The organism is Paenibacillus bovis, from assembly GCF_001421015.2.
In the GTDB taxonomy this organism is placed as follows: Bacteria; Bacillota; Bacilli; order Paenibacillales; family Paenibacillaceae; genus Saccharibacillus; species Saccharibacillus bovis.
Genome location: NZ_CP013023.1, coordinates 3,373,536 through 3,399,028, shown reverse-complemented (window position 1 = coordinate 3,399,028; position 25,493 = coordinate 3,373,536). Strand labels below are relative to the sequence as shown.

General features: G+C 46.2%; 19 protein-coding genes. 18 read left to right on the top strand and 1 reads right to left on the bottom strand.

The window, feature by feature from the left end; all coding sequences use genetic code 11:
• Nucleotides 1-105: 105 nt before the first annotated feature.
• From AR543_RS14455 to AR543_RS14400, 12 genes are all read left to right on the top strand, one after another.
• Nucleotides 106-3,279, top strand: a complete 3,174-nt coding sequence (locus AR543_RS14455) for a GNAT family N-acetyltransferase (RefSeq protein ID WP_087071273.1) — start codon at nt 106-108, stop codon at nt 3,277-3,279.
• Nucleotides 3,276-4,139 carry an amidohydrolase family protein gene (locus AR543_RS14450; protein WP_060535183.1) on the top strand — a complete coding sequence of 288 codons (864 nt, stop codon included), beginning with the start codon at nt 3,276-3,278 and terminating at the stop codon, nt 4,137-4,139. The genes AR543_RS14455 and AR543_RS14450 overlap by 4 nt, the downstream gene beginning before the upstream one ends.
• 273 nt (nt 4,140-4,412) lie before the next feature.
• Complete coding sequence (locus tag AR543_RS14445; RefSeq protein ID WP_060535182.1) at nt 4,413-5,111, top strand: response regulator transcription factor; 699 nt, start codon at nt 4,413-4,415, stop codon at nt 5,109-5,111.
• A 2-nt stretch (nt 5,112-5,113) separates the two neighbouring features.
• Nucleotides 5,114-6,577 carry a HAMP domain-containing sensor histidine kinase gene (locus tag AR543_RS14440; RefSeq protein ID WP_060535181.1) on the top strand — a complete coding sequence of 488 codons (1,464 nt, stop codon included), beginning with the start codon at nt 5,114-5,116 and terminating at the stop codon, nt 6,575-6,577.
• Complete coding sequence (locus AR543_RS14435; RefSeq protein WP_060535180.1) at nt 6,574-7,719, top strand: hypothetical protein; 1,146 nt, start codon at nt 6,574-6,576, stop codon at nt 7,717-7,719. Before AR543_RS14440 ends, AR543_RS14435 begins: the two co-directional genes overlap by 4 nt.
• Nucleotides 7,720-7,981: 262 nt before the next feature.
• Complete coding sequence (locus AR543_RS14430; RefSeq protein WP_060535179.1) at nt 7,982-9,814, top strand: acyltransferase family protein; 1,833 nt, start codon at nt 7,982-7,984, stop codon at nt 9,812-9,814.
• Between the two features lie 27 nt (nt 9,815-9,841).
• Nucleotides 9,842-10,522, top strand: coding sequence for an SGNH/GDSL hydrolase family protein (locus AR543_RS14425; protein ID WP_060535178.1), 681 nt, complete (start codon nt 9,842-9,844; stop codon nt 10,520-10,522).
• 54 nt (nt 10,523-10,576) lie between these two features.
• Nucleotides 10,577-11,590 carry an LCP family protein gene (locus AR543_RS14420; RefSeq protein ID WP_060535177.1) on the top strand — a complete coding sequence of 338 codons (1,014 nt, stop codon included), beginning with the start codon at nt 10,577-10,579 and terminating at the stop codon, nt 11,588-11,590.
• A gap of 89 nt (nt 11,591-11,679) precedes the next feature.
• A complete protein-coding gene (locus AR543_RS14415) occupies nt 11,680-14,496 on the top strand; it encodes a M14 family metallopeptidase (protein WP_060535176.1) in 2,817 nt (938 codons plus the stop codon).
• A 316-nt stretch (nt 14,497-14,812) separates the two neighbouring features.
• A complete protein-coding gene (locus AR543_RS14410) occupies nt 14,813-16,102 on the top strand; it encodes a DUF418 domain-containing protein (RefSeq protein WP_227871753.1) in 1,290 nt (429 codons plus the stop codon).
• Between the two features lie 165 nt (nt 16,103-16,267).
• The gene (locus AR543_RS14405; protein ID WP_060535174.1) at nt 16,268-17,008 is read left to right on the top strand and encodes a sulfite exporter TauE/SafE family protein; all 741 of its coding nucleotides are present in this window, start codon (nt 16,268-16,270) and stop codon (nt 17,006-17,008) included.
• A 191-nt stretch (nt 17,009-17,199) separates the two neighbouring features.
• Nucleotides 17,200-17,649, top strand: coding sequence for a hypothetical protein (locus AR543_RS14400; RefSeq protein WP_060535173.1), 450 nt, complete (start codon nt 17,200-17,202; stop codon nt 17,647-17,649).
• A gap of 103 nt (nt 17,650-17,752) precedes the next feature.
• Here the strand turns inward: AR543_RS14400 and AR543_RS14395 are convergent, their stop codons facing one another.
• Entirely contained in the window at nt 17,753-19,249 is a 1,497-nt protein-coding gene (locus tag AR543_RS14395; RefSeq protein ID WP_060535172.1) for a glycoside hydrolase family 43 protein, read from the bottom strand.
• A gap of 198 nt (nt 19,250-19,447) precedes the next feature.
• Here AR543_RS14395 and AR543_RS14390 point away from each other — a divergent pair, with 198 nt between their 5' ends.
• From AR543_RS14390 to AR543_RS14365, 6 genes are all read left to right on the top strand, one after another.
• A complete protein-coding gene (locus AR543_RS14390) occupies nt 19,448-20,353 on the top strand; it encodes an ArsR/SmtB family transcription factor (protein WP_060535171.1) in 906 nt (301 codons plus the stop codon).
• An 894-nt stretch (nt 20,354-21,247) separates the two neighbouring features.
• The gene (locus AR543_RS14385) at nt 21,248-21,607 is read left to right on the top strand and encodes a hypothetical protein (RefSeq protein WP_060535170.1); all 360 of its coding nucleotides are present in this window, start codon (nt 21,248-21,250) and stop codon (nt 21,605-21,607) included.
• A gap of 300 nt (nt 21,608-21,907) precedes the next feature.
• Nucleotides 21,908-22,381 (top strand): hypothetical protein, encoded by a 474-nt coding sequence (locus tag AR543_RS14380; protein ID WP_060535169.1) that lies wholly within the window; start codon nt 21,908-21,910, stop codon nt 22,379-22,381.
• An 83-nt stretch (nt 22,382-22,464) separates the two neighbouring features.
• The gene (locus tag AR543_RS14375) at nt 22,465-23,145 is read left to right on the top strand and encodes a response regulator transcription factor (protein ID WP_060535168.1); all 681 of its coding nucleotides are present in this window, start codon (nt 22,465-22,467) and stop codon (nt 23,143-23,145) included.
• A gap of 32 nt (nt 23,146-23,177) precedes the next feature.
• Complete coding sequence (locus tag AR543_RS14370; RefSeq protein WP_158523974.1) at nt 23,178-24,929, top strand: sensor histidine kinase; 1,752 nt, start codon at nt 23,178-23,180, stop codon at nt 24,927-24,929.
• On the top strand, nt 24,895-25,452 hold the full coding sequence (locus AR543_RS14365; RefSeq protein ID WP_060535166.1) for a hypothetical protein: 558 nt from the start codon (nt 24,895-24,897) through the stop codon (nt 25,450-25,452). The genes AR543_RS14370 and AR543_RS14365 overlap by 35 nt, the downstream gene beginning before the upstream one ends.
• Nucleotides 25,453-25,493: the final 41 nt, after the last annotated feature.

Below are 25,493 nucleotides of genomic sequence, written 5' to 3'. Positions count from 1 at the left end.
ACTCACCTACCTAAGACACGAAAATCCAAGATCTCAAAGACCTACCTATCTAACGAACCAACCCAGTAAGTACTTCTATTTTATTGTATTGGAGGGATTGACGAGATGAATCAAGCCAACGACATCCGTATTGTAGAGTACGAACCACGCTATGCCGCTTCGATCGCGGATATGTGGAATGCCAGCCATGAGAGCTGGGGAGGCGATAGCGCCATACAAACCGAGCAGATGATTCTCAAAGAGCACCATAACAGCACCCACCTGCATGTATTTCTTGCAGTAAATGGCGAAGAGGTCGTAGGCTACTGCAGCTTTTCCCATTACAAAGAAGATGCCGGCGCACTCTATATCCCACTGCTGAATGTACGTCCGGATTATCATGGACGCAAAGTAGGCAAACGACTCGTACTGCATGCGGTACAGCAAACGATCACACTCGGTTGGCCCCGGCTGGATCTGTACACATGGCCAGGGAATGTCAAAGCCGTCCCGACCTACAAGAAAGCAGGATTCTTCTGGGAGAAACGCGATGACACAACGCATCTGATCAATCTGATTCCTTCGGTACTGCAGACACCGGCAGTCCGCCATTATTTTGACCGGATCGATTGGTATACAGACAGTACGCGAACCATTGATACAAGCCCGGATGGACGACAAGAGTATGGATTCGATTATTTTACTTATGAATGGAAAAAGGATGACATCTATCTGCGCATGGAATATGAACGTACCGGCCGTGGATTGCGTCTGATCGAGACCGAAGACTATCTGATCCAGGCATCGATTCCTGCAGCGCATCGCCTGCCGTTTGGCAGCAGTTATCCGATCCAGTACGAGATTATTAACAAGACCGGCAAGCCGCTGTCTGTTGAAGTACAAGCAAAAGGCAATCCGGCTATTGATTTTGAACTACAAGCCTCTACAGTTGTCACTTCCCGCGAAGTCATCGAAGGAAGTTTCCATATTCAACCAATCACAGAAGAGCAAAATCCATTTCAGACGCATCCGGTCGTGGAAGCGGAAGTACTTATTAATGGACTGCCTGCTGTATTCAAGATCGGTGTAGAACCCCGTTTCCCTGTACGATTGAAGCTGCAGGCACCACACCGTAATCTGTATGCAGGCGAAAAGGTTGAATTGGAGCTCAGTGTCGAAAACGAACAACATGCTGACTACACCTATTATATCGAGTGGCCAGAAAGTACACTGCTATCTTTTCAGGAATCAACTATTGCTATCGATGTTCCTGCGAACTCCCGGCGCTCGATCAAAGTATACGCAAAATTGCTGGATTACGGGATCTGGCATCATCAGATTTCTATATATAACGATACCAACCGCACCGCCAATTCCAAAGTGCTGGATCAATACATAAGCCTTGTCCTACCTGGAGTCACGAATGCTTTTGGCGGTGAGACTTCCGAAGAATGGACCATCTGTAACGGTCTATACAGCGCACGCTTGAACAAACAGAGCAATAATCTGGACCTGTACGAAGGCAATAAAATAAAGACGAAACTATATCCACCCAAGTTTGGTCTGCCCTACAGTAATGAATTTCATAAAGATCGTGCAGTGTCTGTAACTTTCCGCGAAGAAGATGCGATGATTATGGAAGCGCAGTACGAGTTCACTTCTTATTCACTGCTGCTGACTACAATAGTCAAGGTACACCGCAATGGTCTGATCAGTCGCCATCACCAGGTGCAAATGCAGGAAGATGCCGAAGCCCGTACAGAACCACTGCTTTTAAAAGAACGTTTTGATTTCTCTCTGGAAAATAGCATTCTGCCCTATCGTAATCGTTATATCCATACCTCCGAAGGACCGGATGCTGCTTCTGTTGACTATTGGGAGACCAGTGAATTCACGGAGAATTGGATATTCGCGCAGGACAAGCAATCATCGCTGGGGGTCACCTGGCCAGCTGAACTTCCACTACTGCTCGAAATATGGCAGTATGCCATTGAGCATCCTATCCATCATGCAGCTGGGGCTGTTATAGAGACTTCGCCTCTTCAGCTGGCTATCGGTACATGGAATAAATGGCAGGATTTCCGTACATTTGCGCTGCAGCAGGGGACATCAGAACGATTGTCTGCGCAACCGTCACTGGAGCTGTTCCTAAATAGCGGCAACCCATTTGCTGCCCAAGCTCCCGAATTGAACATTGTAGAGCATAAAAACACGGTATTGGATGGCCATATTTATGTCTCTTCCCACCATGGAAGTATACAAGAACAGCTGAATGTATCGGCTGAAGAAAGTGTGCAGCAGTACAGTACGCAGCTGTCCCTGCCTGCCGGGCAGGAAATGGAATTGGTTCATGTACATCTGGATATGGACACGTATGAGATTAAATATGCGCGGGCATTGTTCCCGGTACTATCATCAAACAAGGTCGACTCCCGTATTGTACAAACCGAACAGGGCGATGTTCATACCGTTCATAACGGTGTACTGCAATTTCAGGTGAATACTTCCTTTGCACCGACCCTGTTCTCGCTGCAGCATCATGGGGTGGAATGGTTGGATTCCTCGTATCCGAAGCCTGGTCCGCGTTCATGGCTGAATCCATGGTTTGGCGGTATCCATTTACAGGTGCGGGGACTGGCAGACGCGAATTTGCAGAATGAGGAACGTCAGGTCGATTTCGTAGACGTACGGGATCAGTTCGGCAATTTGTGGTCCGGTATTCGCATTACTATTCATATTCGGCATAACCTCAAATTTAAAGGATTGTCGGTGGAACAGTATTATGTGACACAGCCGGGTGTGCCGGTACTGGCAACCTTTGCCCGAATCGATCAATGCACCGGTACTTCCTTGTTCCCACTGGCTATTCAATGCTTTAACTTTTACAAAGCTAGCGAGGATCTGCTGGATACTCGTGCGCATTTTCGTAATGAAGCGGGTGAATCGGTTACCTACAAAGCAGGAAGAGTGCAGTACGATGAGCAGTCTACAAGCCAAATCATTCGTTACACTTCAGCCGAACGACAGCAGCAACTTACCTGGGTTGCACATCCAGAAGCTTCTTACAGCGGAGTATTTCTAAATACGCATTTTGCAGCAGCACTGGCGATTGACAATCTGTATCTATATGATCAGCAGCAGGCAGATAACCGGCCGCAGTTCCACATCATCTCGGATGTGCCTATTCCGGACGAGGCATTAACGGATCTGCGCAATATCCGCTTTGGTGAAGTTATACACTCATCCGGCTCCATAAATACTGCTGGCACAGATGTAGATGTAGAAAGGAGTGTAACATGAAGATTATCGATGCACATGTCCATTTTTCGGAAATCGAGTCTTTTCATGAGACTGCACGCACGCTGGCTTCAATCGACTACAGTACAGAGGGGCTGCTGGCTGAATTTGCCCGTTCCAACGTGGTTGCGGGTGTAGGCATGGGGGTTACAGAGACGAAACCCGGTGCATTCCCGGATCAAGCCGCGGCTAATCCGATGCTGCTCAATCTGAATGACCGGATGCCGGAGAATTTGTTTACCTGTGTAGGCATTAATCCGGAGACGCTGCATCTGGAAGGACAACTGGAAGCACTGGAACACTCCCTGCAGTCCGATTCGGTCGTCGGTATCAAGCTGTATGCCGGCTATTATCACTATAATGTGGGCGACGCTATCTATGATCCGGTCTATCGACTGGCTCGTCAGTACAGACTGCCGATCGTGATTCATGGCGGATTAACCTACGCGGATAGCGGCTTGCTCAAATACTCGCATCCGCTGTCGATGGAAGAGACCTTCCTGAAGTATCGGGATATTACATTCATGCTCTGCCATCTGGGCGATCCGTGGGTAATGGATACAGCTGCTTTGCTGGAAAAGAACCCTAATCTGTATGCCGATCTGTCCGGCTGGATCGTGGGCGATACCGCCAAAGTGCAGCGTCTGATGGGTGAACAGACGTATGTGGATCATTTCCGGCGTGCGATTGTATTTGCGGAAAAGTATGATCGGCTTGTATTCGGTACCGACTGGCCGTTGGTACCGCTGGACGCGTATATTGCCTTTGTGAAAAATCTGATTCCCGAGAAACATTGGGAGGATGTATTTTACCATAATGCACTGACTGTTTTTCCAAAAGTAAAACAGTGGGTGGAAGCCTGATCAGAGGGATATGGTGAATCGAAAAAAAGGAAGAAGCAAACAGGAGCGCTGCTTGTATAAGAGTCGCTCCTGTTTGCTGTGGGACGAACGGGCAAGCTTTTTTACAGATTTTTTATGGATTTATATGAGGATTTTGGCCTGTTATTTCATTCGGACAATCCTTGAATAACAAAAATGTGACAAATCTATATTTGATTGTTGGTTAAGGACTCGTTAATATAATGGACGATACCTTACAAGATGGAATGATTCAAAACAGAGACGAGGATTACGATGAACAAAGCCAAAATTCTAATTATTGAAGATGATATGCCGATTGCCGATTTGCTTTCTTATGGACTTTCGATGGAGGGATTCCAGACACGAACAGCGGGGAATGGAGCAATTGGAATGCGTGAGTTGGAGTCTTTCCAGCCGGATTTATTGCTGCTCGATTGGATGCTGCCCGACCAGAGCGGACTCGATATTTGCAAACAGGTAACGGCCAACCATAATATTCCTATTATGATGATTACCGCCAAATCCGATATTACCGATAAAATACTCGGTCTTGAATTCGGAGCAGACGATTATATTACCAAACCATTTGACCTGCGCGAAGTCGTTGCACGGATTCGTACCATTCTGCGCAGAGTCGAGCAGGCGGGCAGCCCTAATCAGGCCGAAGCTGCACCTGTTGTAATCCAATACAGGCATATCGAGATTGTCGAAGCAGAGCGGCTGGTGCAAAAAGAAGGACAGCCTGTTGAATTAACGCCCAAAGAATATGATTTGCTGCTTATGCTGATCAAGCATCAGGGCAAAACCTTTACACGTGCAGAGCTGCTTGATCTAGTATGGGGTTACCATTTTGTGGGCGACACACGTACGATAGATACGCATATCCAGCGGCTGCGCAAAAAGCTCGATGCCAACTCGCTGATTACGACCGTCTTTGGAATAGGATACAAATTTGAGAAATTGGGTGGCTGAGCATGATACGTAAAATCAGCATCAAGTTTCTGATCGGTTTTTTTCTGATTTTCTCGCTTTCGTTTGTGGTGCTTCATCAGACGGTCAAGGAGTTTATCCAGACCAGCAACCAGAATCTGGTCAGCTCCGAACTGGACGGACTCAAAAGCAACAGCAATGTCTATATCCGCCAGGCTTTTCTGATCAACCACTTCACCAGCAATGAGTTATACTTTGGAGAGATTGCCCAGGAGATTGCAAGCGATCTGACCCACACCACCGATAGCAGCGTAGGGGTATACACCGTAGAGGGCAAATTGCTCTATGCGTCAGACAAATCCCGTTTTCCTGCCCAGATGCAGAGCGATCTGCAGCAGGCAGTGAGTGGCAATACCGCCTACAGTATTACAACCGGTAATGGCAAGACTACTGTGTTATTCTCCTATCCAGTCGTTATTGACGGTTCCAAAGTAGGGATTCTTCGCTTTTACCGGGATTTCAGCTCACTTTATGAACAGACGAATCAAGTTTTGCAGGTTACCCTCTATATTGCACTGGCGATTTTTGCAGCTGCATTTCTGTTCTCCTATATTCTGTCCCGGCATATTACGATTCCCCTGACCAAGCTGACCCGCGCTTCGACCGAGGTTAAAAACGGCAATCTGGATATACGCCTGCATTTCCGGCGCAAGGACGAGATCGGTCATTTGGCTGAGAACTTCAACGACATGATCGGTCAAATTAGCAACCAGATCCATATTATCGAAAAGGATCGGGATCACCTCAAGGAGCTGCATCAGCAAGAAAAGCGATTTTTCGATAATATTACCCATGAACTGAAGACGCCGCTAACGTCCATTCTCGGCTATGCGGAGTTGATCCGGCTGAATGGTGAGAAAGACCGTGCTTTTTTTGACAAAGGCATGAATCATATCATAGAGGAAAGCAGACGTCTGCATACGATGGTACTCAAGCTCCTCGAAGTGTCGCGCAATAGCAATATGCAGCACGAGCTGGAACCTGTAGATGCGGGGATGATCCTGCAGGATGTATGTGAAACTATGACTATTCGGGCTAGGCGGTACAAGAAGGCTATTCAATACGAGATTGGTGAAGGACTGATCTGTCTGGCTCATAGTGACAGGATCAGGCAGCTATTCATCAATCTGATCGATAATGCGATCAAATATAGTCTTCCATTATCCACCGTATCTGTTCAGGCACAGCGGGAAGAGGAGACTATTCGCTTTGTATTCAGCAATCCAAGCGATCCTATCGAGACAGAGCATCTGTCGAGACTGTTCCAGCCATTTTATCCGGCACATCCCAACAGTCCCGAAGAAGGAAGTGTAGGACTGGGATTAAGCATCGTCAAAGCAATCGTGGAAGAATGTGAAGGTTCCATTTTTATTACCAGTGAGCATAACCATACAGTAGTTACTGTGGAATTAGCCGCTCTGGATATAGTAGGAAGTGAGAACAAATGATGAAATACAATTCTATTAGAACTTTGGCCGGACTGATTATTCTTATGATGTGTGTATCAGCATGCAGTGCAGAACCTCATACCGAGACGTTTGTCATGTCAAGCGGTAACGAAGTGACCAGCGTCGAACAGAGTTCCCGGCCTTTTCAGATTCACAAAATCTATCGTCTGCCTGAATCATTGACAAATACAGTGCGATTGCTTGGCTGGTCGTCTTCCGATTCGGTTGTTGTGGCTGACAGGGATATAAGTGTACTGGATCAGGGAAATGTGAAACGCCTGGTGCGTCCCTATGAGCAAAGTAAGCTGATCTCAGGACTGCCTTATGTTAATTCTCATAGTACGCTTTCTCCGAATGGGAAATATATTTCCAGCACTTCTTCGACCACTACCAAAAGCAGATTGAAACTGATCAATCTGCAGGATGGTACAGAAAAGGAAATCGCCAGCTTTAATGCATCGAACAGCTATATACAATACATTTCGTGGTCCAATAATAGTGCATATCTCAGCTATCTCGTAGAAAGAATGAATGGTCTCCAGCCGGATTATTTATATATTTATGATATGAAGACTCAAACATCCAAAAAGTACGAGCTCACAAAATCCAGGCAGGGAGATACACTGTTAAATGTAATGATTTCAAATGACGGCCGCAGCGTCCTGCTGCAGACGATTCGGGAAAATGAACACCAGCGTGTCACCCTGATCACGGGGAAAGTCTCCGGCCGCAGCGTAGATATTCAGTACGAACGCGTTGTAGGTGGCGGAGAACAAACAACCTGGCTGAGTAACGATCAGTTTGTATTTCTTGGAGTCGATGGCACCCTGTACGAGTATGATCAGCGTAATGGTGAACTCTCGGTTCTGCTTGAAAAAATACTCACCTTTAAATTCTCGCCAGATCGGAAAAATATTGCCTACACGACTTATGATGAGCAGACGATTACTTACGTAGGTAAACTACAGGGAAGAAATATACTGTACAATGAGGCCGTGTATCGTGGAATTCTGTTAAATGACATGTACTGGAGTCCGGATAATCAAAGTCTGCTGATTCAAGGACAAAAGCTGTTCGATCCTTCACTGAGTACATCGACAGAATCGGTGACCAAAGAAGCTTTTGTAATTGAACTAAAATAGGGAACAGGATGGTAGAGGTTCCCAGAAGATAAAACAAGCATCAGCCCTGTATCGGCGTTTCGCCGGAACAGGGCTTTTTGCTTTGGGCTATTTTGCGCATTTTTTGTTGGCTTCATAGCAATATGGCTTGATCTGCCAACAGTCACGAAGATATGGCGCTTGTGACAACTTGTTTACATGTCCGTCAAACTTCTGCGACATCTATTTCCTATAGTGAATAGAGTAAGAACATTAGCTCACCACAGACAAGGAAGGAACTACAATGAATGGGAAGCTTTATCCGAATCATGCAATGAAGCGTTATATGACTGGACTGGATGGTCTAAGAGCTATTTCTGTCCTTGCCGTGATCGCCTATCACCTTCATTTGAAATGGGCACAGGGCGGATTGCTCGGCGTAGAGATTTTCTTCGTCATCTCCGGTTATCTGATTACAGACCAGCTTCTGTACGAATGGAAAACGTTTGGCCGAATATCGCTTCTGCAGTTCTGGGTGAAGCGAATGAGAAGATTGCTGCCAGCCATGCTCGGTATGCTGTTGGTAGTAGCAATGTGGCTGCTCCTTACCGATCCATCCCGGTTGATATCTTTGAAGGGAGATTTTTTTACTTCCATTTTCTATATCAATAACTGGTATCTGATTTTTCATGATGTTTCCTATTTTGAAAGTTTTGGACCTCCATCGCCGATCGGTCATCTCTGGTCACTTGCGATTGAAGAGCAGTTTTATATCCTATGGCCGCTGGTACTGCTGATTGGTATATTTCTGGCACCAAGACGCGGCAAGCTGACACTGCTCATTCTGATCGGTGCCGCTGTATCAGCTGCAGCCATGGCTATCCTGTATGAACCCGGCAGTGATCCCAGCAGAGTCTATTACGGAACCGATACACGGGCATTTGCCATTCTGATCGGTGCAGCGCTCGCTGTATTATGGCCAAGCAGCAAGTTGAATTCGCATATTTCTTCGCCAGCCAGGAATGTTCTGGGCACCCTTGGCGTGATAGGGATTGCTCTGTTGCTTATACAAATTCACCAGACCAATGAGTATGATGATGCGCTGTATCCTACCGGATTCATTTATCTCTCGATCCTAACTGCCATTGTGATCGCCGTGCTCGTTCATCCGGCCAATAGGCTAGAGAAAATTATGGGTTGTCGTCCGCTCAGTTGGATCGGCAAACGTTCCTATAGTCTGTACATCTGGCATTATCCGGTGATTATCCTATCCAGTCCCGAAGTAAATACAGAAGATGTCAGCTATACACGTATTATTCTCCAGCTGGCTGTTAGTCTCGTGATGGCAGCCATTTCCTATAAATATATTGAAGAACCGATTCGCCGTAAAACGCTGCGGGGCTATCTGTACTCTATCCGCCGATCAGGCTATGGCAGTCAGCTGGGTCTGGTAGCTGCCATGATGATTACTACTGTCATTCTGGCTTCCTGGCTCATGGGCTGGCAGGGGTGGAATTCCAGCTCTTCGGCCAGCCCTGTCATAGATTCGACAATAAGCAGCCAGGAAGCTGTTCAGCCACAATCGCTGCAATATGATCCTGCGAAAGAAACGAATCAAGCAATGCCGGCAGATCCGGTTACAAAAGATTCGTCTGGCAGCGGCGAAGGCATTACAGCTATTGGAGATTCCGTCATTCTCGATGCGGCCCCTTTCCTCGAGAAAAAGCTGCCTGGCATTGTTATTGACGGCAAAGTAGGCCGACAGATGACACAGGTGGATGACGTGATAGACAGCCTGAAGTCTCAGGGTAAACTCGGACAGACGCTGATTATCGAGCTGGGTACGAATGGAGTCTTTAACGAGACCCAGCTGCGATCACTGCTGACTTCACTGCAGGACACTCGTCAAATCTATCTGGTCAATACCAGAGTCCCGCGCGACTGGCAGGATCGCGTCAATGCCAGTATACAAAAAGTGGCTGACGATTTTCACAACGTACAGGTAATCGACTGGTATACAGCTAGTGCGAATAAGGATCAATTCTTTTACCAGGATGGCGTTCATCTCAAGCCGGAGGGCGCAGAATATTACGCGTCTCTGTTGGCCGATACGCTGCAGCAGAACCATACCTACTAATACAAGAATGAAAAGGATGATAAACCTATGAATAAAAAGAAAAGAAACCGAGTATTGGGCTTACTGATTATTATGGTGGCTGCAGGAGTGTTCGGAGTGCATTGGTACGCTCAAAAGCAGTCCGCCAAGGACGGGGAAAGTCAGCAGGGTATATCCGTATACCATGTCGATTCAGTCCAGCCGATTGCCCAGAAGCGTGGACAGGCTCATGGAGGAGCTTCATCTACCTCCAGTCAGCTAACAGGCAAGGGAGTCACCATGATCGGTGATTCGGTCACTGTAGGTGTAGCTCCCTATCTCAAAGAGCAGATGCCCGATATTACTGTGGATGGTAAAGTAGGACGGCAGATGTCCCAGGCAGGCAAGGTTCTTCGCGAACTGGCAGCCCAGGGTAATCTGGGCGATCGAGTCATTATTGAATTGGGGACTAACGGCCCTTTTAGTAAAGATCAGCTGCGCAGTGTACTGCAGACACTATCCAATGCCAAGCAGGTACTGCTGGTCACGACCCGTGTTCCCAGAGGTTGGCAGGATACAGTCAATGACACGATGGAGCAGACTGCCAGTGAGTTCAAAAATGTGCAGGTAGTCGATTGGTATGCAGCGAGTCAGGGTAAAGACCAATTCTTTTACAAGGATGGCATCCATTTAAAACCGGATGGCAGCAGATATTATACCTCACTGCTCGTTCAAGCCCTAAAATCCTAAAGACAGATAACAACGATCTCCCATTATTAATAGGTCTGAAGAAAGGAAATAACCATGGAACAGAAAAAGAAGAAAAATAGAAGGCGGACATTTATCGCCCTGATCCTGATTATTATAGCAGCCAGTATCCTTTATTATTTCTTTTCAATTTATCAGGGACTGGATGGACTGAACAAAGGGGTAAATCATTCCCCGTTGACCACAATCAGTGCCGCTCAAGAAGCACCTGTCAAAGCACCCGAGTGGCTCGGTACCGAACCGGTCAATATCCTGCTGATGGGCGTGGATGCACGAGGAATTCAGAAAGGCGAAGTTCCCCGCTCCGACAGCATGATGGTCATTTCGATGGATCCGGTCAGGAAGCATATTCATGTATTCTCTATCCTGCGGGATACGTATACCGATATTCCGGGATATGACAAAAACCGGATCAATACTGCAATCACCCATGGTCCTGATACAGCCATGAAGGCAGCCAGTGAACTGCTTGGCATCCCTGTACAGTTTTATGTGTATACGGATTTTCAGGGATTCATCAAGCTGGTGGATGCCGTAGGCGGAGTAGACTTTTATGTGGAAAAAAATATGCACTATGAAAGTGCAGCCGATCATCACGAATATGATATTAATCTCAAGCAGGGCAATCAGCACTTTGACGGCAAAACGGCGCTTCAGTATGTCCGATTCCGTCATGATGCGCTATCCGATTACTCCCGGACAGAGCGTCAACGCCAATTTACCAAGGCACTGGCAGACAAATTGAAAACAACGACTTCGATTATGAAGCTGCCTTCGATCCTGGATCAGATAAGCCCCTATATCGATACCAATCTAACCGTATCGGATATGTGGAATCTGGCTTCTGTCGGATATCAGAGCACCATGAAGGGAAGCGAACAGATTCCACCGATGAAGCTGCTAAAAGAAACCTATGTTGGCCGGGCAGCTGTACTCGATATATCGAATCGCCAGGCACTCAAGCAATTTGTACAGGACACCATTACATCGGACAAGCCGGATACTGACAAAGATACCAAGAACCCCAACAAATCGGAACAACCGCTGTAATCAGCATCTCCGATCAATAAGATTGGCAGTGTCGATCTTACACTTCAGCATCCCGGTAAGGCGATTTTAATTTCAAAGGAGACAAAGCGATGACCCGAAAATTCAATATCCCGTTTTATTCCGCGCTAACTCTATCTATTAGCGTATTGATCGGCACAGCAATGCCTTATAACGCCATGGCCCAGTCTGCACAGAGCGCACAGACAATTACCCCGATGCATCCGCATCAATCAGCACCCGGTAAATCTACTGCACCAACTTTGAATATTCAGACACTGAAGCTGGACAAGCATACTGCATCCATGACCCAGAAGCGTACTTTCAAAGCAGCGTTCCGTCTCCCTCAGGGTGTTGATCCCAAAAAGGTCACCTGGACCTATGGCGGCAAACCGCTATCTGAATGGAAAAAATACAAAAATGGAAAATATGAAGGAGCTCCTTTTATTACAGCATCACCGGTTCGACTGGTAAATGGACAAGCGACAGCTGCAATTACCTTTGATCTTCCTTACGGTACAGAGAATTTGTCAGAACCTTTTCTTCAAAGACCTCTGTACAAGTCACTTATGGGTACATTCAGCCTATCTGCCACAGTAAATGGCAAAGTTATTGCCCGCACCCCCGTCAAGCTGACTCCTTACGAAAGTTATCATACGTATGAGGAGCTCAAACCGGAGATTGACGCTATCACTGCACAGGCTGCACATCAAAACAACAGGTATATTCACACTCTGTCCATCGGCAAATCCGTAGAAGGCCGGGATATTTATATGACGATTGTAGCCAGGGACAAGGCGGTAGTGGAAAAGTATCAAACGATCACTCATCCAGCAATGATGAATGATCCGGCACAGCTGCAAAAAGATATCGAGTCCGGAGCGTTTGGAGATTATCAGGTTCCTGTCTGGCTTAATAATATCCACCCCAATGAAGCGCCTGGAGTCGATTCGATCGTGAATTATTTTAAAACGGCTGCTCTGGCCAAAGAGATTACTTACAAGACCAAAACATCGGATAATCAGCCGAATACAGTGCATATGAATATGGATGATGCGCTGAATCATGTGTTTTTCCTTCTTGTCTATACGGATAATCCGGATGGCAGAGTGCATCTTGAACGCACCAATGCCGCCTATTTTGATCTGAATAGGGATAATTCTTATCAGACCCAGCCGGAGACACGCAGTGTTACCGAGCAGATTGCCAAATGGTCACCGATATCCTTTCTGGATATGCATGGATTCGACAAGAACTTTCTGATCGAGCCGGCTACACCGCCGCATGATCCGAATATCGAATATGATTTGCTGATCGACCATATGGTGCAGCAGGCCAAAGCCATGGGTGAAGCCGGTATCGCCAATACCAAATATGATTATTACCATATTCCATATGAAGAACACCGGAAAACGGTAGAAAACCCTGGCTATGTATCCAAAGGAACATCGTCTGGCTGGGATGATGCTTCTGCTGCCTATACTGCTGTATTTGCCATGCATCATGGTGCAATGGGACATACTCTGGAGATTCCAGAGACGAATGAAGATTCTACCAGCGCACTCTATTATAGCGCGGCGGCAGCAACTCATTATGTGATGGAAAACAAACAGGATCTTTTCCTCAATCAGCTCAAAATCTATGAACGAGGTATCAACAATATAGACAGCCGCACGGTAGATCCGTATCTCGTAAATGCCAAAAACAAGGTCATTGGTCGTCCGCGTCATGGTAAAGATAACTTTTTCCCGGAATATTATGTGCTGCCGATCGATAAAGCATTGCAAAAGAACCCACTGGAAACCTACCGGATGATCAAGCACTTCCTTCGTAATGGGGTGAAGGTAGAGCGTTCTATCGAACCGGTAACGACAGGAGGTCACACTTATCCGGCAGGATCATTCGTCGTGAATATGCATCAGGCAGAACATGGTATCGCGAATATGGTTCTATATGATGGAGTGGATGTATCCGATTATCCTTCTGTAGCTGGCGAGATGGTACAGGACTTTCCGGATCTGCGCGGATTCAGCAGCTACGCTGTCCGGGATATGGGAGCTTTTACAGGTAAAACATCGGCTGTAACTTCGGTATTCGTACCCGCTGCGCAAATACCTGCTCATGCTACCTATACTGTTATCCGGAATACCAATAATGATGCGATACAAGTAGTGAATCATCTGCTTGCTTCTGGTAAAAAGGTAACCATGCTAACCAGCAGCCAGTCAGGGATAGAAGCCGGTGACTTTGTAGCAGTCACCGATGATCTGAAGCCGCTTGTGTCCAAATACTATATTGATACAGCTGCATTCCAAGGTAGCAAGCCACAGGGCAAGGTGCTCAAGCCCTCTGTCGTAGCCGCTCTTGGCGAGTCTGCTTATGTACTCAAAAATCTCGGATTCAAAGTAACCGACAATCAGCAGCGTGCCGATGTACTGGTTAATACCTTTGATTCGGATAAGCTTGTAGCTGGCGGTAAGCCGTATATCGCCTATGGCAACATGGGCATGGTGAATATAAAGGACTGGATTCCCGGATTTTCCTTTGCCGGTCCGACATGGGAGCGATACGAGGGCGTATTCCGGACCGATATCAAGCAGGACAATCCGATTACTGCATCCTATGATGCTCAGGAATACTTGTACACCTTGTCCGGTTCCTATGTCACCGCCGTACCGAAAACAGCCAAAGTACTTGCAGTGATCAGCAAACAGCCTGACTTTTACAAAGGAGGCTGGTGGCCTAAGCATGATCAAGCCAAAGGCAAAATTCTTGCTTTTACCTATAAGGATAAAAATAAAAATGTAACTGTATTTGCCAATGATCTGACAAGTGACGCACATTCACAGCATCAGTTCCGCCTATTGGCCAACTCTGTATTTCATGCTGCCCCTGGTGCATCCGAATAAAGACAACCTCATAAATATAGAGAACCAGCAACCTTACTCCGGCGATCTGTCAGGGTAAGGTTGCTTTTCTGATGGCATTCGCTTGGGAGGAGTCGAGAAGAAGGAGATATTGCCGCGACCTGCATCATGAACAGTTACCGTTCCCTGCTGCCTATGACCTGCTGCCGTACCTGACGTTTGTGACATCTTGTTTACAAGTTGATCAAACTTTGGCGACATCTGCGAAGTATATTGAATGAAGAACGCACATCACGCCTGTAGCTACAGGATTAGGATGCAAGTAATGAAGTTGGAATGGAATAAGGAGGAGTTCAAGTTGTTAAGCAGTATTCAGCGGACAGACAGGTCCGTCAGAGAATATGTAGAAAACGTTGACCCATCGGGTACAGAATCAGCCAATAGGGAGCCATCCAGAGGAGATATGGTGGCGAATCAACCGAATGAAGAAGTCGTAGATAACGCGGCACCGATAAAATCGCGTTCTCGCAGCACAACCACAGTATCCAGACGAAAAGGGGCTGGACGATTGATCGCTCTGGATGCAGCCCGTGGCCTGGCTGTACTGGGGATGTATTTGCAGCATTTCGGCTCCAATTTGACTATTTCGTCTATTGTAGCAGGTAACACGACACTGCTGTTTGTATTGTGCGGAGGAATATCCTATTCCATCATGGCTCAGCGCATGATGGAAAGAGGATCGGAGCCGGTAGCGTTCCGCGCACGCATGATTGCCCGTGCGGTGTTTGTGGATATCATCGGTTACCTGCTGATTATGCTCAATACCCCGTATGGCATTATATTGCCTGCCTATGCCGCTTTGTTTGTGCTGGCGCTGTTATTGGTTAGGCGCTCGACACGTACCATTGTAACAACTGCCGTACTGTTGCTATTTTTTGCACCGCCATTAATGCTGTTTGGGATGAGCATATTTAAAGGGGCTTATCTATTGAGTGATATTGCCGGCGGCCCTATATCTGCACTTGCTTTGGCTCCTGCTTTTGTAGCGGGTATGGCTATCGGACGTATAGATCTGACTCGTATCCAAACAGGAGTATTGCTAACCATTAGTGGTATTGTGATGCTGGTAGTTGGCAAGCTGCTGGGTGCTTTTGTGCTGCCGGGTTGGAGCGCGCGCTGGGAGCAGTGGTTATTGAGTGTGATTAACTACAATGCTACACCACCGGATGAATATGCAATCTGGCCGTTTAACACCGAAATACCACTCTGGCATACGCTGTTTTTGACAGCACCACATACGGCAACGACTTTTCAGACACTGATTGGACTGGGAATGGCATTTGTTGTATTGGGTATAGCATGTCTGGTAGCACAGAAGTTTGCAGCCATTTTGATTCCGTTTGCCGCTGTAGGACGTGTAGCTTTGACAATGTATGCACTCCAATTTGTTATTGTCTGGATCTTCAGTGTACTGAAAATAGATTACAATATGCCAGGTTTGCCGCTGCATGACTTGATCATTGTACTGCTTGGTCTGCTGATCGGCTGGTTATTTTCCCGGATGCCTTCAGGTCCACTGGAGAATATGATGCGACGCTTTGATACATTGTTCAGCTCGGCAAAGCCGGTAACTACACCTGTAAAGTAACTGCTGAGCTACCAGCGAAATAAAGAGACAAAGACTCATAATACACTACCCTAAAGAGAACTCTGTGTGATATAAGAGTTCTCTTTTTTGTGTACAATAGTAGTATGATCATACAGTGCGCTATAGATTATGCTGATTATGACAACTCAACAAGAAGGAGTATATATGATTACATTACAGGCTATTTTGATAGGAGCCGGCATTATTCTGGTTGCGAGCTTTGTGCAGGGGCTGACCAGTTTTGGATTTGCATTAATCGCACTGCCGCTGCTTAGTTTGTTTATGCCGATCCAGCGAGCGGTACCGATTATCGTTATTTTGAGTATGTTGATTTGTCTCTCCGTATTCCTGTCGATTCACCGGGATGCCAATATCCGCAAAATTGCTTTGTTGATTATAGCGAGTGTAATTACAGCGCCGCTGGGTACTTTATTTCTGATTATTATAAGTGGGAATACGCTTAAGATCATCACAGGTATACTGATCACCGTGTTTGCCATTTTTCTGATCAGCGGCCGATCTATTCCGATTGCGAATGAAAAAGTGGCTTATATCTCCGCCGGTGCGATTAGCGGTGTGCTGAATGGGAGTATATCGGTCAGCGGCCCGCCCATGGCATTGATGTTATCGAATCAGGGCATGTCGAAGCAGATGTTTCGGGCAAATCTGGCTCTGGTAGGCGTGATCTTGAATGCTGTCACTACCGTCACGTTTGCCTATAGCGGATTGATCGATCAAGAGCTGAGTGTGTATCTTTTGTGGATGCTGCCGGTGATGTTTATCGGGACATGGATCGGAGCCAAAGCGGTACGACGTTTAAATGAACAAAAATTCAAAAAATACTCGCTGGGTCTGATTATACTATCGGGTATCTGGACATTACTCACAGGTCTGGGAATATTCTAAGCTCCATTTTTTTGTTGTATATATGATGTCACGAAGTCGTATCGTGTGTACGCAATATTATTTCCACTTAATTTACACAAACCATAAATTATCACATGGTTAATATGGTAAAATAAGTATAAATTCGGTTTACTTCTCTGCTGCTCCCACATCCGGAAACCGGAATTTCTCAATTATGAGGGAGGTTGATTATGAAGGGTATAAACAGGTTTTTGTTTATCGCTTTATTATTGGTGCTGTCGTTGTCCGGAAGTGGAACGGTTGGAGCAGAGGGAACAGATGCAGAGCGAGGCGTGTCTCCACAAGCAGGCATGGGAATTATTTATGAATACTATGAGCTTCAGCCGGGTGACTTGCAGTTCGCTGCGGATGTATACGCAGTTGCCGATGCATGGGTGTATATTGAAGTACACCAGCCGGAGGAAGCCAGAACTGTTATCTCCTATGAGCGGTATAGCCAGCAAAAAGGGGAATGGGTACCTGTGCATGTAGATATTGTGGAAAATGGCGAACGAGGAAGCAGTGTTAATTTTCAGCCAGAAGAGGGCACTGAAGGTCTAACTGAATATCGGGTAGCCATTTCGGCAGATTCCAGGGTGTATATCAATATAGAAGGAACCTATCAGGCGAACGAAGGATAACGAAGTATTCGAACAATCACAAAAATTAAGCCCCAGAACCTTTGTTTAAAGGTCTTGGGGCTTCTTTTCATAAAATGGATCTGTCGATATAACTACTGATTCTTCATATATATTGTATTTGGAAATTGGAAAATGTCGCCGTTGAGCCTATGCCCGACGCATACAAGCCGATAACCACACCTGTAAATCCGCCCGCTACTTCGGAAGAAAGATACTTCGTCTGCGCGCTGCCCAGCGGAATCTCCTGATCCTCTATACAAGCGAAGAATCTATATCGTTCACGTTCTGCCCGGATGATGAGTGTCACTGATTGATTATTATCCAGCGCAAAAGCTGCTTCATTCGGTATGGAGCGGATACTGCCAATCGTGAGCTGCTGGATGACCTTGCATCCCGAATCATCTCTATCCACACTCAAATCATAATGATGCTGCTCATCCATATAGAGGGTGATTCCTGCCTGTCCGGCGTGAACTTGCAAGTCACACGAGATCTCTGCATCAAAATCCTTTTGCCGGATACCGATGAAAGTAGGCGAACCCGCCTCGTTCAGCGTAGTTTCATTTCCACGCAATAAAAGTCTATTAGGCTCCAATGTATAATTGGCGAACGAAGGGTGACGAAGATAACACCAGTCAATATTCCAATCAGTATTATCAAAGGTATACAGCTTCTGTTCCGCTTGGATCAGACTGTCCGGAAGACGATCACTTTCAAATGTCATCAAAGTCGTACCTTCATGACCTGCCGTAAACCAACCCTCTTCATCAAAAGTGACCGGAGTCAAAAACACTTCGCGACCCAAGTGATGATAAGTCTGCCAGCGCCCAATCTGTCTGAATGCCAGATGCAGCAGCCACCAGTTTCCTTGACGATCTTCGATCAGATCCGCGTGGCCCACACCTTGCAGCTCATAACCACCTAGATTCCGATTGGTCAGCACCGGATTGAGTGGATAAGCTTCAAAAGGGCCATTTACCGAGTGACTGCGGGCGTATGTCTCCATATGTCCATACTCGGTGCCACCTTCTGCAGCGAGCAGGTAATAGCGGCCATTGATTTTGTACATATGCGGACTCTCAAGATACCGCCCGCCGGATCCCTGCCAGATTGTGCGACTTGGCGTCAACTTGCGCCCGGATGCAATATCAATCTGGCACTGCACAATGCCAGGAATACCCTCATCATCTTCGCCATTACTCATGAAATACACACGATCTTCTTCGAAATAAAGGTCGGGATCGATTCCGCCCTGATCTACAAATACCGGCTCCGACCATTCGCCATAAATATTATCGGTCCATATATAAAAATTCTGTCTGGTTGTGTCATTGGTTGTTGTTACATAAAAGCGCCCCTGATCGTAGCGGATTGTAGGCGCAAACACACCACCCGAGCTGCTTATCTGTTCCAGCTGAATCTGAGTAGGACGGGTCAGGCAGTGTCCGATTTGCTTCCAATTAATCAAATCCTTACTTTCAAATAAGGGAATGCCCGGAAAGTACTGAAACGAACTGCAGACGAGATAATAAGTATCGTCCACCTTGCATACACTTGGATCAGGGTAAAATCCTTTGATAACCGGATTGTTGTAACGCACGCTGTCACCTCATTGTATTGTGCTGTCTAATCGTCGAGAAGTATGGTTGTCAGATGAATTCATTCAAAGGCTGCAGCCCTTATCATTAAACACCAGCAGCAGATCACTTTCAATACATTGAGCGTTGCTTCATTAACCGAATTGAGTTAAATTCATATAAATGTGAATTCATCACTCGAGCTGAAGGGGAATATATCCATGTTAAAAACGGATGGCCAATTGCAATATCTACCTGTATATGAAGCACTAGCAAGCGAGGTCAGATGGAAGATCATGGAGTTCCTCGTGAGCAGTGAGAAAAGTGTCAAGGAAATCGCCGCCATGCTGCAGCTCAGTCCATCTATAGTAACTATGCATGTACGCAAATTGGAGGCGGCAGGAATAATAAGCAGTCGCAGGGTGCGAAGAGAGGGAGGGACCCATAAACTGTGCTTTCTTGTACAGGACAGTATTCAGATTATGCTGCCTTCCTCTTCACGCTTGAATGGCATCACAGAGCATCATATTCCGGTAGGTCATTATACCGGTTGTGAAGTGTATCCAACCTGCGGAATCGGTACGTTGGAAAAAGAACTGGGGGTATGGGATGATCCGGGTTATTTTCACGACCCTGAACGTGTACAGGCTGCTATTCTTTGGTTCGCCAAAGGGTATGTGGAATACAAGCTGCGCAATCCACTGAAGCGGGAACAGATTGTGGAACAGATCGAGATCTCGATGGAAATCGCTTCGGAAGCGCCAGGACTGAGAGACACCTGGCTGTCGGATATCACTTTTACATTCAATGGCACTCGGCTCGGTACATGGACCAGCCCGGCGGATTTCGGCAGAGCCGCACGCGGCAAATATACTCCGGAGTGGTGGCATCGGAATCTGAATCAGTACGGCTTGCTCAAGACGATTCGCATGGATAGATCGGGAACGTATATGGATGAAGAACGGATGTCGGATGTAACGATCGCTGATCTGAATTTGCAGGAATCTTATTGGACGTTGCGCTTTGCCGTGGAAGAGGATGCAGCTCACGTAGGAGGGTTAACTCTGTATGGCGCGGGATTTGGTAACCATGATCAAGATATTGTGGTTCGTACTTATTATGTATAAGAAGGACTGGATATGAAGCCGGTGAATGACGTGATAGTTCATGCAATTGCGTTGAGCGTTTGGGGCCGAGTAGCGGAGGGGATTACTGTAATAATGGGCAAAACGATAACGAAATAGATAATGATTCAACATTCATCACTTTAATCGATTGGGGAGCTACCGAAGTCTATCCAGTACCGCGTGGTGATTTGATCCGATTAATTCTGACACAGTATCGCGATGGCACACCTGACGAGGAAGGGTTCCATGCTTTTTGTGAAGGTTACGGTTTGAATGTTTCTATACTCAGAGAGACAACAAAACTACTACTGCTTCGATCGTTTGAGAAACTTAGATGGGTACTTGATTGTAGTCCAGGGCATATTAAAGAGTGTACTAAATTTGCGAAGTATTGCTTACAGTATACAGATGATTTACTGGAAGAGATACAGAGAGTGAGTAGAATCTTCGGAAAGAATTGTTTTTCTTTGCAAATAGCTAATCTTAGATCCATAGAATATCCGCCCCAAAAAATAGCGTATAATATAAATTATACGCTATTTTTGTTTTAAGGGCATATAAACATCCGTCGTGACCACTTGTTAACTTATTTTTTATTTAATAAAAATCCATTAATGTATTTTATATCCAAATTATTATTTTAATCAGTTGATTTCTTACGAGACAGATTTTATAAAATCTTTAGAATTTTTACTGTTACATTTTCTCGTTTTTTTAATTAACATATTATTAATTATGTAAACTATAAATATGTCACAAGAGCGATCCAAGCTAGTTAATCTGTTTTAGCGCTATCAGTTGGATGGATTACGGGTAAGGAGTAGAGAAAACTACTTTGTTTCTTTAACAAAGTAGTAATACGTAACTGGAAGATCAGACAAGGAGGAAAACATTATGGGTTTTAATCTTGGAGATTTGAAAGGGTTGCTTAACAATAAAGGTGAGGGTGGCAATTCATCCGGCGGAATGATGGGAATGCTAGGCAAGTTGCCTCTGGATCAGATTATTCAAAAGCTGCCGCTCGACAAACTGCTAACTCCGGAATTTATGCAAAAGCATACTCCGTTCCAATCGATCGGCGAGTTGCTACAGAAAACAGGCCTTGGCTCAACTACGGATTCTCCGGAAAAGATCAAACAGGTGCCCGCTGAACAAATGGACAGCCAGGTGAGTCAGAATACCCAGTTTGGTTCCTTACAGCAAATGCTGCAAAAAGCGGCTGAATTCTACACAGCCCGCAAAGGTGGACAATAATGGTAGAGTATAGCCATTCTACAGTAGTATAGCTAATCAGACTGGTTGCTATCGGCCGGCATGGCTTAGTATGAATTGTTTTAAATAAATCCTTTTAATCAGGTGAATGATTTTATTAGTAGGACAGCCACCTTGCCTATAATCGGTAAGGTGGCTATTTTATACCGTTAAGTTTACATAACTATTATTATGTATATAATTATTATCTTTTATACACATGATGTACACTTGAAGTACACAACGTACCTGTATAGTGATTCATGTAGACTAATTACACCAACTACAGGGAGGAACTAAATAATGAAACAAAGAATGTACAAACCAACCATTATACTCGGCGCCGCTTTACTGTCTGTATCCATGGGAAGTCAGGTATCCGCGCAGTCCGCTATTCATTCTGCAAAGCCGATCGTAGCGTCTTCTGCAGCTGTAGCCAATCCATATGCCAATGCAGGCATAGATAGCCCAGCTCAATTCCATACTTTTTTCAATCATTTAAAGTATGCTGTACAGCATAACAATAAAAAAGCTGTTGCTACTATGGTCAACTACCCGCTACGCATGAACAGCGATGGCCAAACGATGAAAATCAAAAACAAAAGCCAATTCATCCAAAAGTACAATCAGATTCTAACTCCTGAAGTCAGAAAAGCACTCTTGGTTCAAAGAGAGAAGAACCTGATTGTAAACTGGCAAGGCGTAGGACTGGAGCGGGGTGCTATCTGGATGGGATTATTTGATGGAACAATCAAAATATTCGCTGTTAATAAATAATCGGTCAGCATCCAGCTGGCTTGACATGAATTCACGACTTTATTTACGTTAAAGGCGGCAAACGAAAAAGGTGGAATAGAGAGATGAAACGAACAATACTGCTGGTAGAAGACGATATGCTAATACGTGAATTCATGACGGATTACTTTAACAGGGAGCAGTGGATTGTGATCGAAGCTGAAGACGGACGACAGGCAATGGAGCTGTTCGAGCTGCATGCTATTGATCTGGTCGTACTGGACATTATGATTCCATATATTGATGGATGGTCGGTATGCAGGCGGCTGCGGCAGCAGTCGGATGTACCGATTATCATTATTACAGCACGTACAGAGGATGATGATCAGATTATGGGCTTTGAGCTGGGAGCAGATGAGTATGTGACCAAGCCGTTCAGCCCCAAGGTGCTGGTAGCGCGGGCGAATGCACTATTGAAGCGCACCGAGGGGACGATGGGACGCGAAGATGATATGGTACGGTATGGCCAGATTCAGATTAACCGTCGCTCCCACATGGTGACTGTACAGCAGGAGCCGGTGACATTATCACCCAAAGAGTATGAACTTCTGCTATACCTGACCAAGAATAACGGCAGCGTACTGCCGCGCGATGCCATTTTGAACGCCGTATGGGGATTCGATTATTTTGGTGATCCGAGAGCTGTCGATACGCATATCAAAAAGCTGCGCGCCAAGCTGGGTGAAGAAGGCCGTTATATTCGTACCATTATTCGTACCGGTTACAAGTTTGAGTTGGAACAATGAAGAGACACAGTATCGTTAATCGTCTTTTCGTTGTGACGTCACTATTTATTCTTGTTTTTTTTGCTCTCGTCATGCTGGCCGAAGGCATATTTTTTGAACGATTTTACCAGAATTCCAAAGTGAATGGATTGAACCAGGCGGTTCATGAATTCCAGAAGCAGTACAATGAGGTGAGCAATGACTCCACTGCACGGTCAAGGCTGCTCGTACAGCTGATGAATGATCATCATGCCAGTGCCGTCCTACTCGATCGGCAGCTGCGGCAGGTAGCACTCGATCCCTTTTTTATTACTCTGAAGACTTCGTCAGGACCTGTGACATTGCGGTTTCCGGCAAATGGAACAACGCTCTCGCAGATCCCCGATCACCTGGAGCAGGGCAAATCGCTTACAGCAGACGGAATCTTCATGGACCAGCAGAATCGGGTAATGCAGGTAACCGAGTTGGAACCGCAGACGAGTACTCCGGTAGATGGAGAAACCCGGATCAAAGGTACCGTTACAGAACTGGCTATCCCACGGCAGCTGGCTTTTGATCCTTTTTACCAGTATACGCTGGTCGATAAAGCGATCAGTTATATGCAAGAGCAGTCGTATCCGTATATACAGCGTCTGGAAGCGGGCGAAAATGTAGAGCTGAACTGGCAGGATGATTGGAGTGGCGGTCGGTATGTATTGATGATTGGGCCGCTGGCTCACGATAAGGGCACAGGGCGCTATATCGCCGTGATGACTTCGATGCAGCCTGTCAATGAAGCTGTGGTCATTGTACAGCGCTACTTTGTTTTTCTCGCTCCTGTTATTGTGCTGCTGGTGCTGCTTCTGTCGCTGGTCTACTCCAGAATGATTTCTCGTCCGCTGATCCGGCTCAGTCAGACAGCCACCCGGATGGCAAGGCTTGATTTCAGAGGACCGGCCGCACTTGATTCCAGAAATGAATTTGGACAGCTGTCCCGCAGTCTGGATACACTGGCCCATAATCTGGATCATACGCTGAACCAGCTTCAGGCTTCCAATAACGCCCTGCAGACGGAAGTAAATGCCCGTGAGCACTCCGAGCAGCTGCGCAAAGAATTGGTAGGTAACATTTCCCATGAACTCAAAACACCATTGGGTATTGTCAAAGGATTTGCAGAGGGATTGCAGGATGAAGTGGCTGCCGACAAGAAAGAGCGGTACTTACAGCTGATTATCAATGAAACGGACCGGATGAACGCATTGATTATAGATATGCTGGAATTGTCCCGCTATGAGGTCCAGGCGATCAAGTTGCAGCCACAGGTTATCCGGCTAGACCGGCTGCTGGCCAAGCTGATCCCTGCATTTACCACGCAGATGGAGAGCAAGCAGCTTCATGTGCAGATCAATGGGAAGCAGGATGTTCTCCTATGGGCAGACGCCCGCAGGCTGGAGCAGGTATGGATCAATCTACTGAGTAATGCGATACGTCATGCCAGAGCCAATACCACTATTTATATCCGCACACATCAGATCTCGACGAGTGACCTGCGTATAGCTATCGAAAATAAAGGCAATCCTATTCCTGCTCCGGATCTGGACAGGCTATGGGACAAATTTTATCGTAATGATCGTGCAGAAGAGCGGCAATCGCGCAGTACGGGACTGGGACTTGCGATCGTGAAGCACATTCTGGAGCTTCATAACAGCCAATATGGTGTGCGCAATACCGAAGATGGAGTGGAGTTTTATTACACCTTACCACTCATACAGCAGGAGGAGACTGAAAATAATGAAGAAAATGACCCTTATACCGACTTGGCGTAGTACTCGCTGGCTGTCCATTATCCCGCTTGTGGTGCTGCTCGCAGCCTGCGGCACTCCCAAGACGGCATCCGAGCTCCCATCGCCCGTGTCTGCGACAGAGCCGTTCGCAGGTCCAATGACTCCCAATACCGATAAATCCGGGAATACATCAGCCGATAAAGAAAATGAACAGCCTGCCGATGATCAGGAAATCCTGATTGTTATTGATCAGGAGCCGCTTCCGCTGGTGGAGAACAATTTCAGCTTTAGCATCGTGCAGGTTCCGGAAGGGTACTCACTCTCGTCGATACAGTGGCTATCAGACAAACATCATATTACCAATACCATCGACGAGATTCTGGCTAACGGAGCGGGAGAAAGTGACGATAAGTATGGATTCTCGATCGGCGGCAGTGGCAATTTCTCTTCGTTCGTCTATCCGGCGGCGTGGAAGGGTGAAAAGGGAACGGTTATCTTCACCTTCAAAAATGAACAGGGAGATCCGAAGACCTGGAAAAAACAAGTCGTATTAAAAATAAAATAAGATTGTAACCGGATTACAACGGGATTGCACTAAAAAAGCGA

Excerpts from the sequence above, each read along its gene's own strand:
- AR543_RS14425 (WP_060535178.1), top strand. The coding sequence starts at position 9,842 with ATGAATAAAAAGAAAAGAAACCGAGTATTGGGCTTACTGATTATTATG.
- AR543_RS14405 (WP_060535174.1), top strand. The coding sequence starts at position 16,268 with ATGATTACATTACAGGCTATTTTGATAGGAGCCGGCATTATTCTGGTT.
- AR543_RS14435 (WP_060535180.1), top strand. The coding sequence starts at position 6,574 with ATGATGAAATACAATTCTATTAGAACTTTGGCCGGACTGATTATTCTT.
- AR543_RS14450 (WP_060535183.1), top strand. The coding sequence starts at position 3,276 with ATGAAGATTATCGATGCACATGTCCATTTTTCGGAAATCGAGTCTTTT.
- AR543_RS14385 (WP_060535170.1), top strand. The coding sequence starts at position 21,248 with ATGGGTTTTAATCTTGGAGATTTGAAAGGGTTGCTTAACAATAAAGGT.
- AR543_RS14380 (WP_060535169.1), top strand. The coding sequence starts at position 21,908 with ATGAAACAAAGAATGTACAAACCAACCATTATACTCGGCGCCGCTTTA.
- AR543_RS14400 (WP_060535173.1), top strand. The coding sequence starts at position 17,200 with ATGAAGGGTATAAACAGGTTTTTGTTTATCGCTTTATTATTGGTGCTG.
- AR543_RS14445 (WP_060535182.1), top strand. The coding sequence starts at position 4,413 with ATGAACAAAGCCAAAATTCTAATTATTGAAGATGATATGCCGATTGCC.
- AR543_RS14420 (WP_060535177.1), top strand. The coding sequence starts at position 10,577 with ATGGAACAGAAAAAGAAGAAAAATAGAAGGCGGACATTTATCGCCCTG.
- AR543_RS14415 (WP_060535176.1), top strand. The coding sequence starts at position 11,680 with ATGACCCGAAAATTCAATATCCCGTTTTATTCCGCGCTAACTCTATCT.
- AR543_RS14455 (WP_087071273.1), top strand. The coding sequence starts at position 106 with ATGAATCAAGCCAACGACATCCGTATTGTAGAGTACGAACCACGCTAT.
- AR543_RS14365 (WP_060535166.1), top strand. The coding sequence starts at position 24,895 with ATGAAGAAAATGACCCTTATACCGACTTGGCGTAGTACTCGCTGGCTG.
- AR543_RS14430 (WP_060535179.1), top strand. The coding sequence starts at position 7,982 with ATGAATGGGAAGCTTTATCCGAATCATGCAATGAAGCGTTATATGACT.
- AR543_RS14375 (WP_060535168.1), top strand. The coding sequence starts at position 22,465 with ATGAAACGAACAATACTGCTGGTAGAAGACGATATGCTAATACGTGAA.
- AR543_RS14390 (WP_060535171.1), top strand. The coding sequence starts at position 19,448 with ATGTTAAAAACGGATGGCCAATTGCAATATCTACCTGTATATGAAGCA.
- AR543_RS14440 (WP_060535181.1), top strand. The coding sequence starts at position 5,114 with ATGATACGTAAAATCAGCATCAAGTTTCTGATCGGTTTTTTTCTGATT.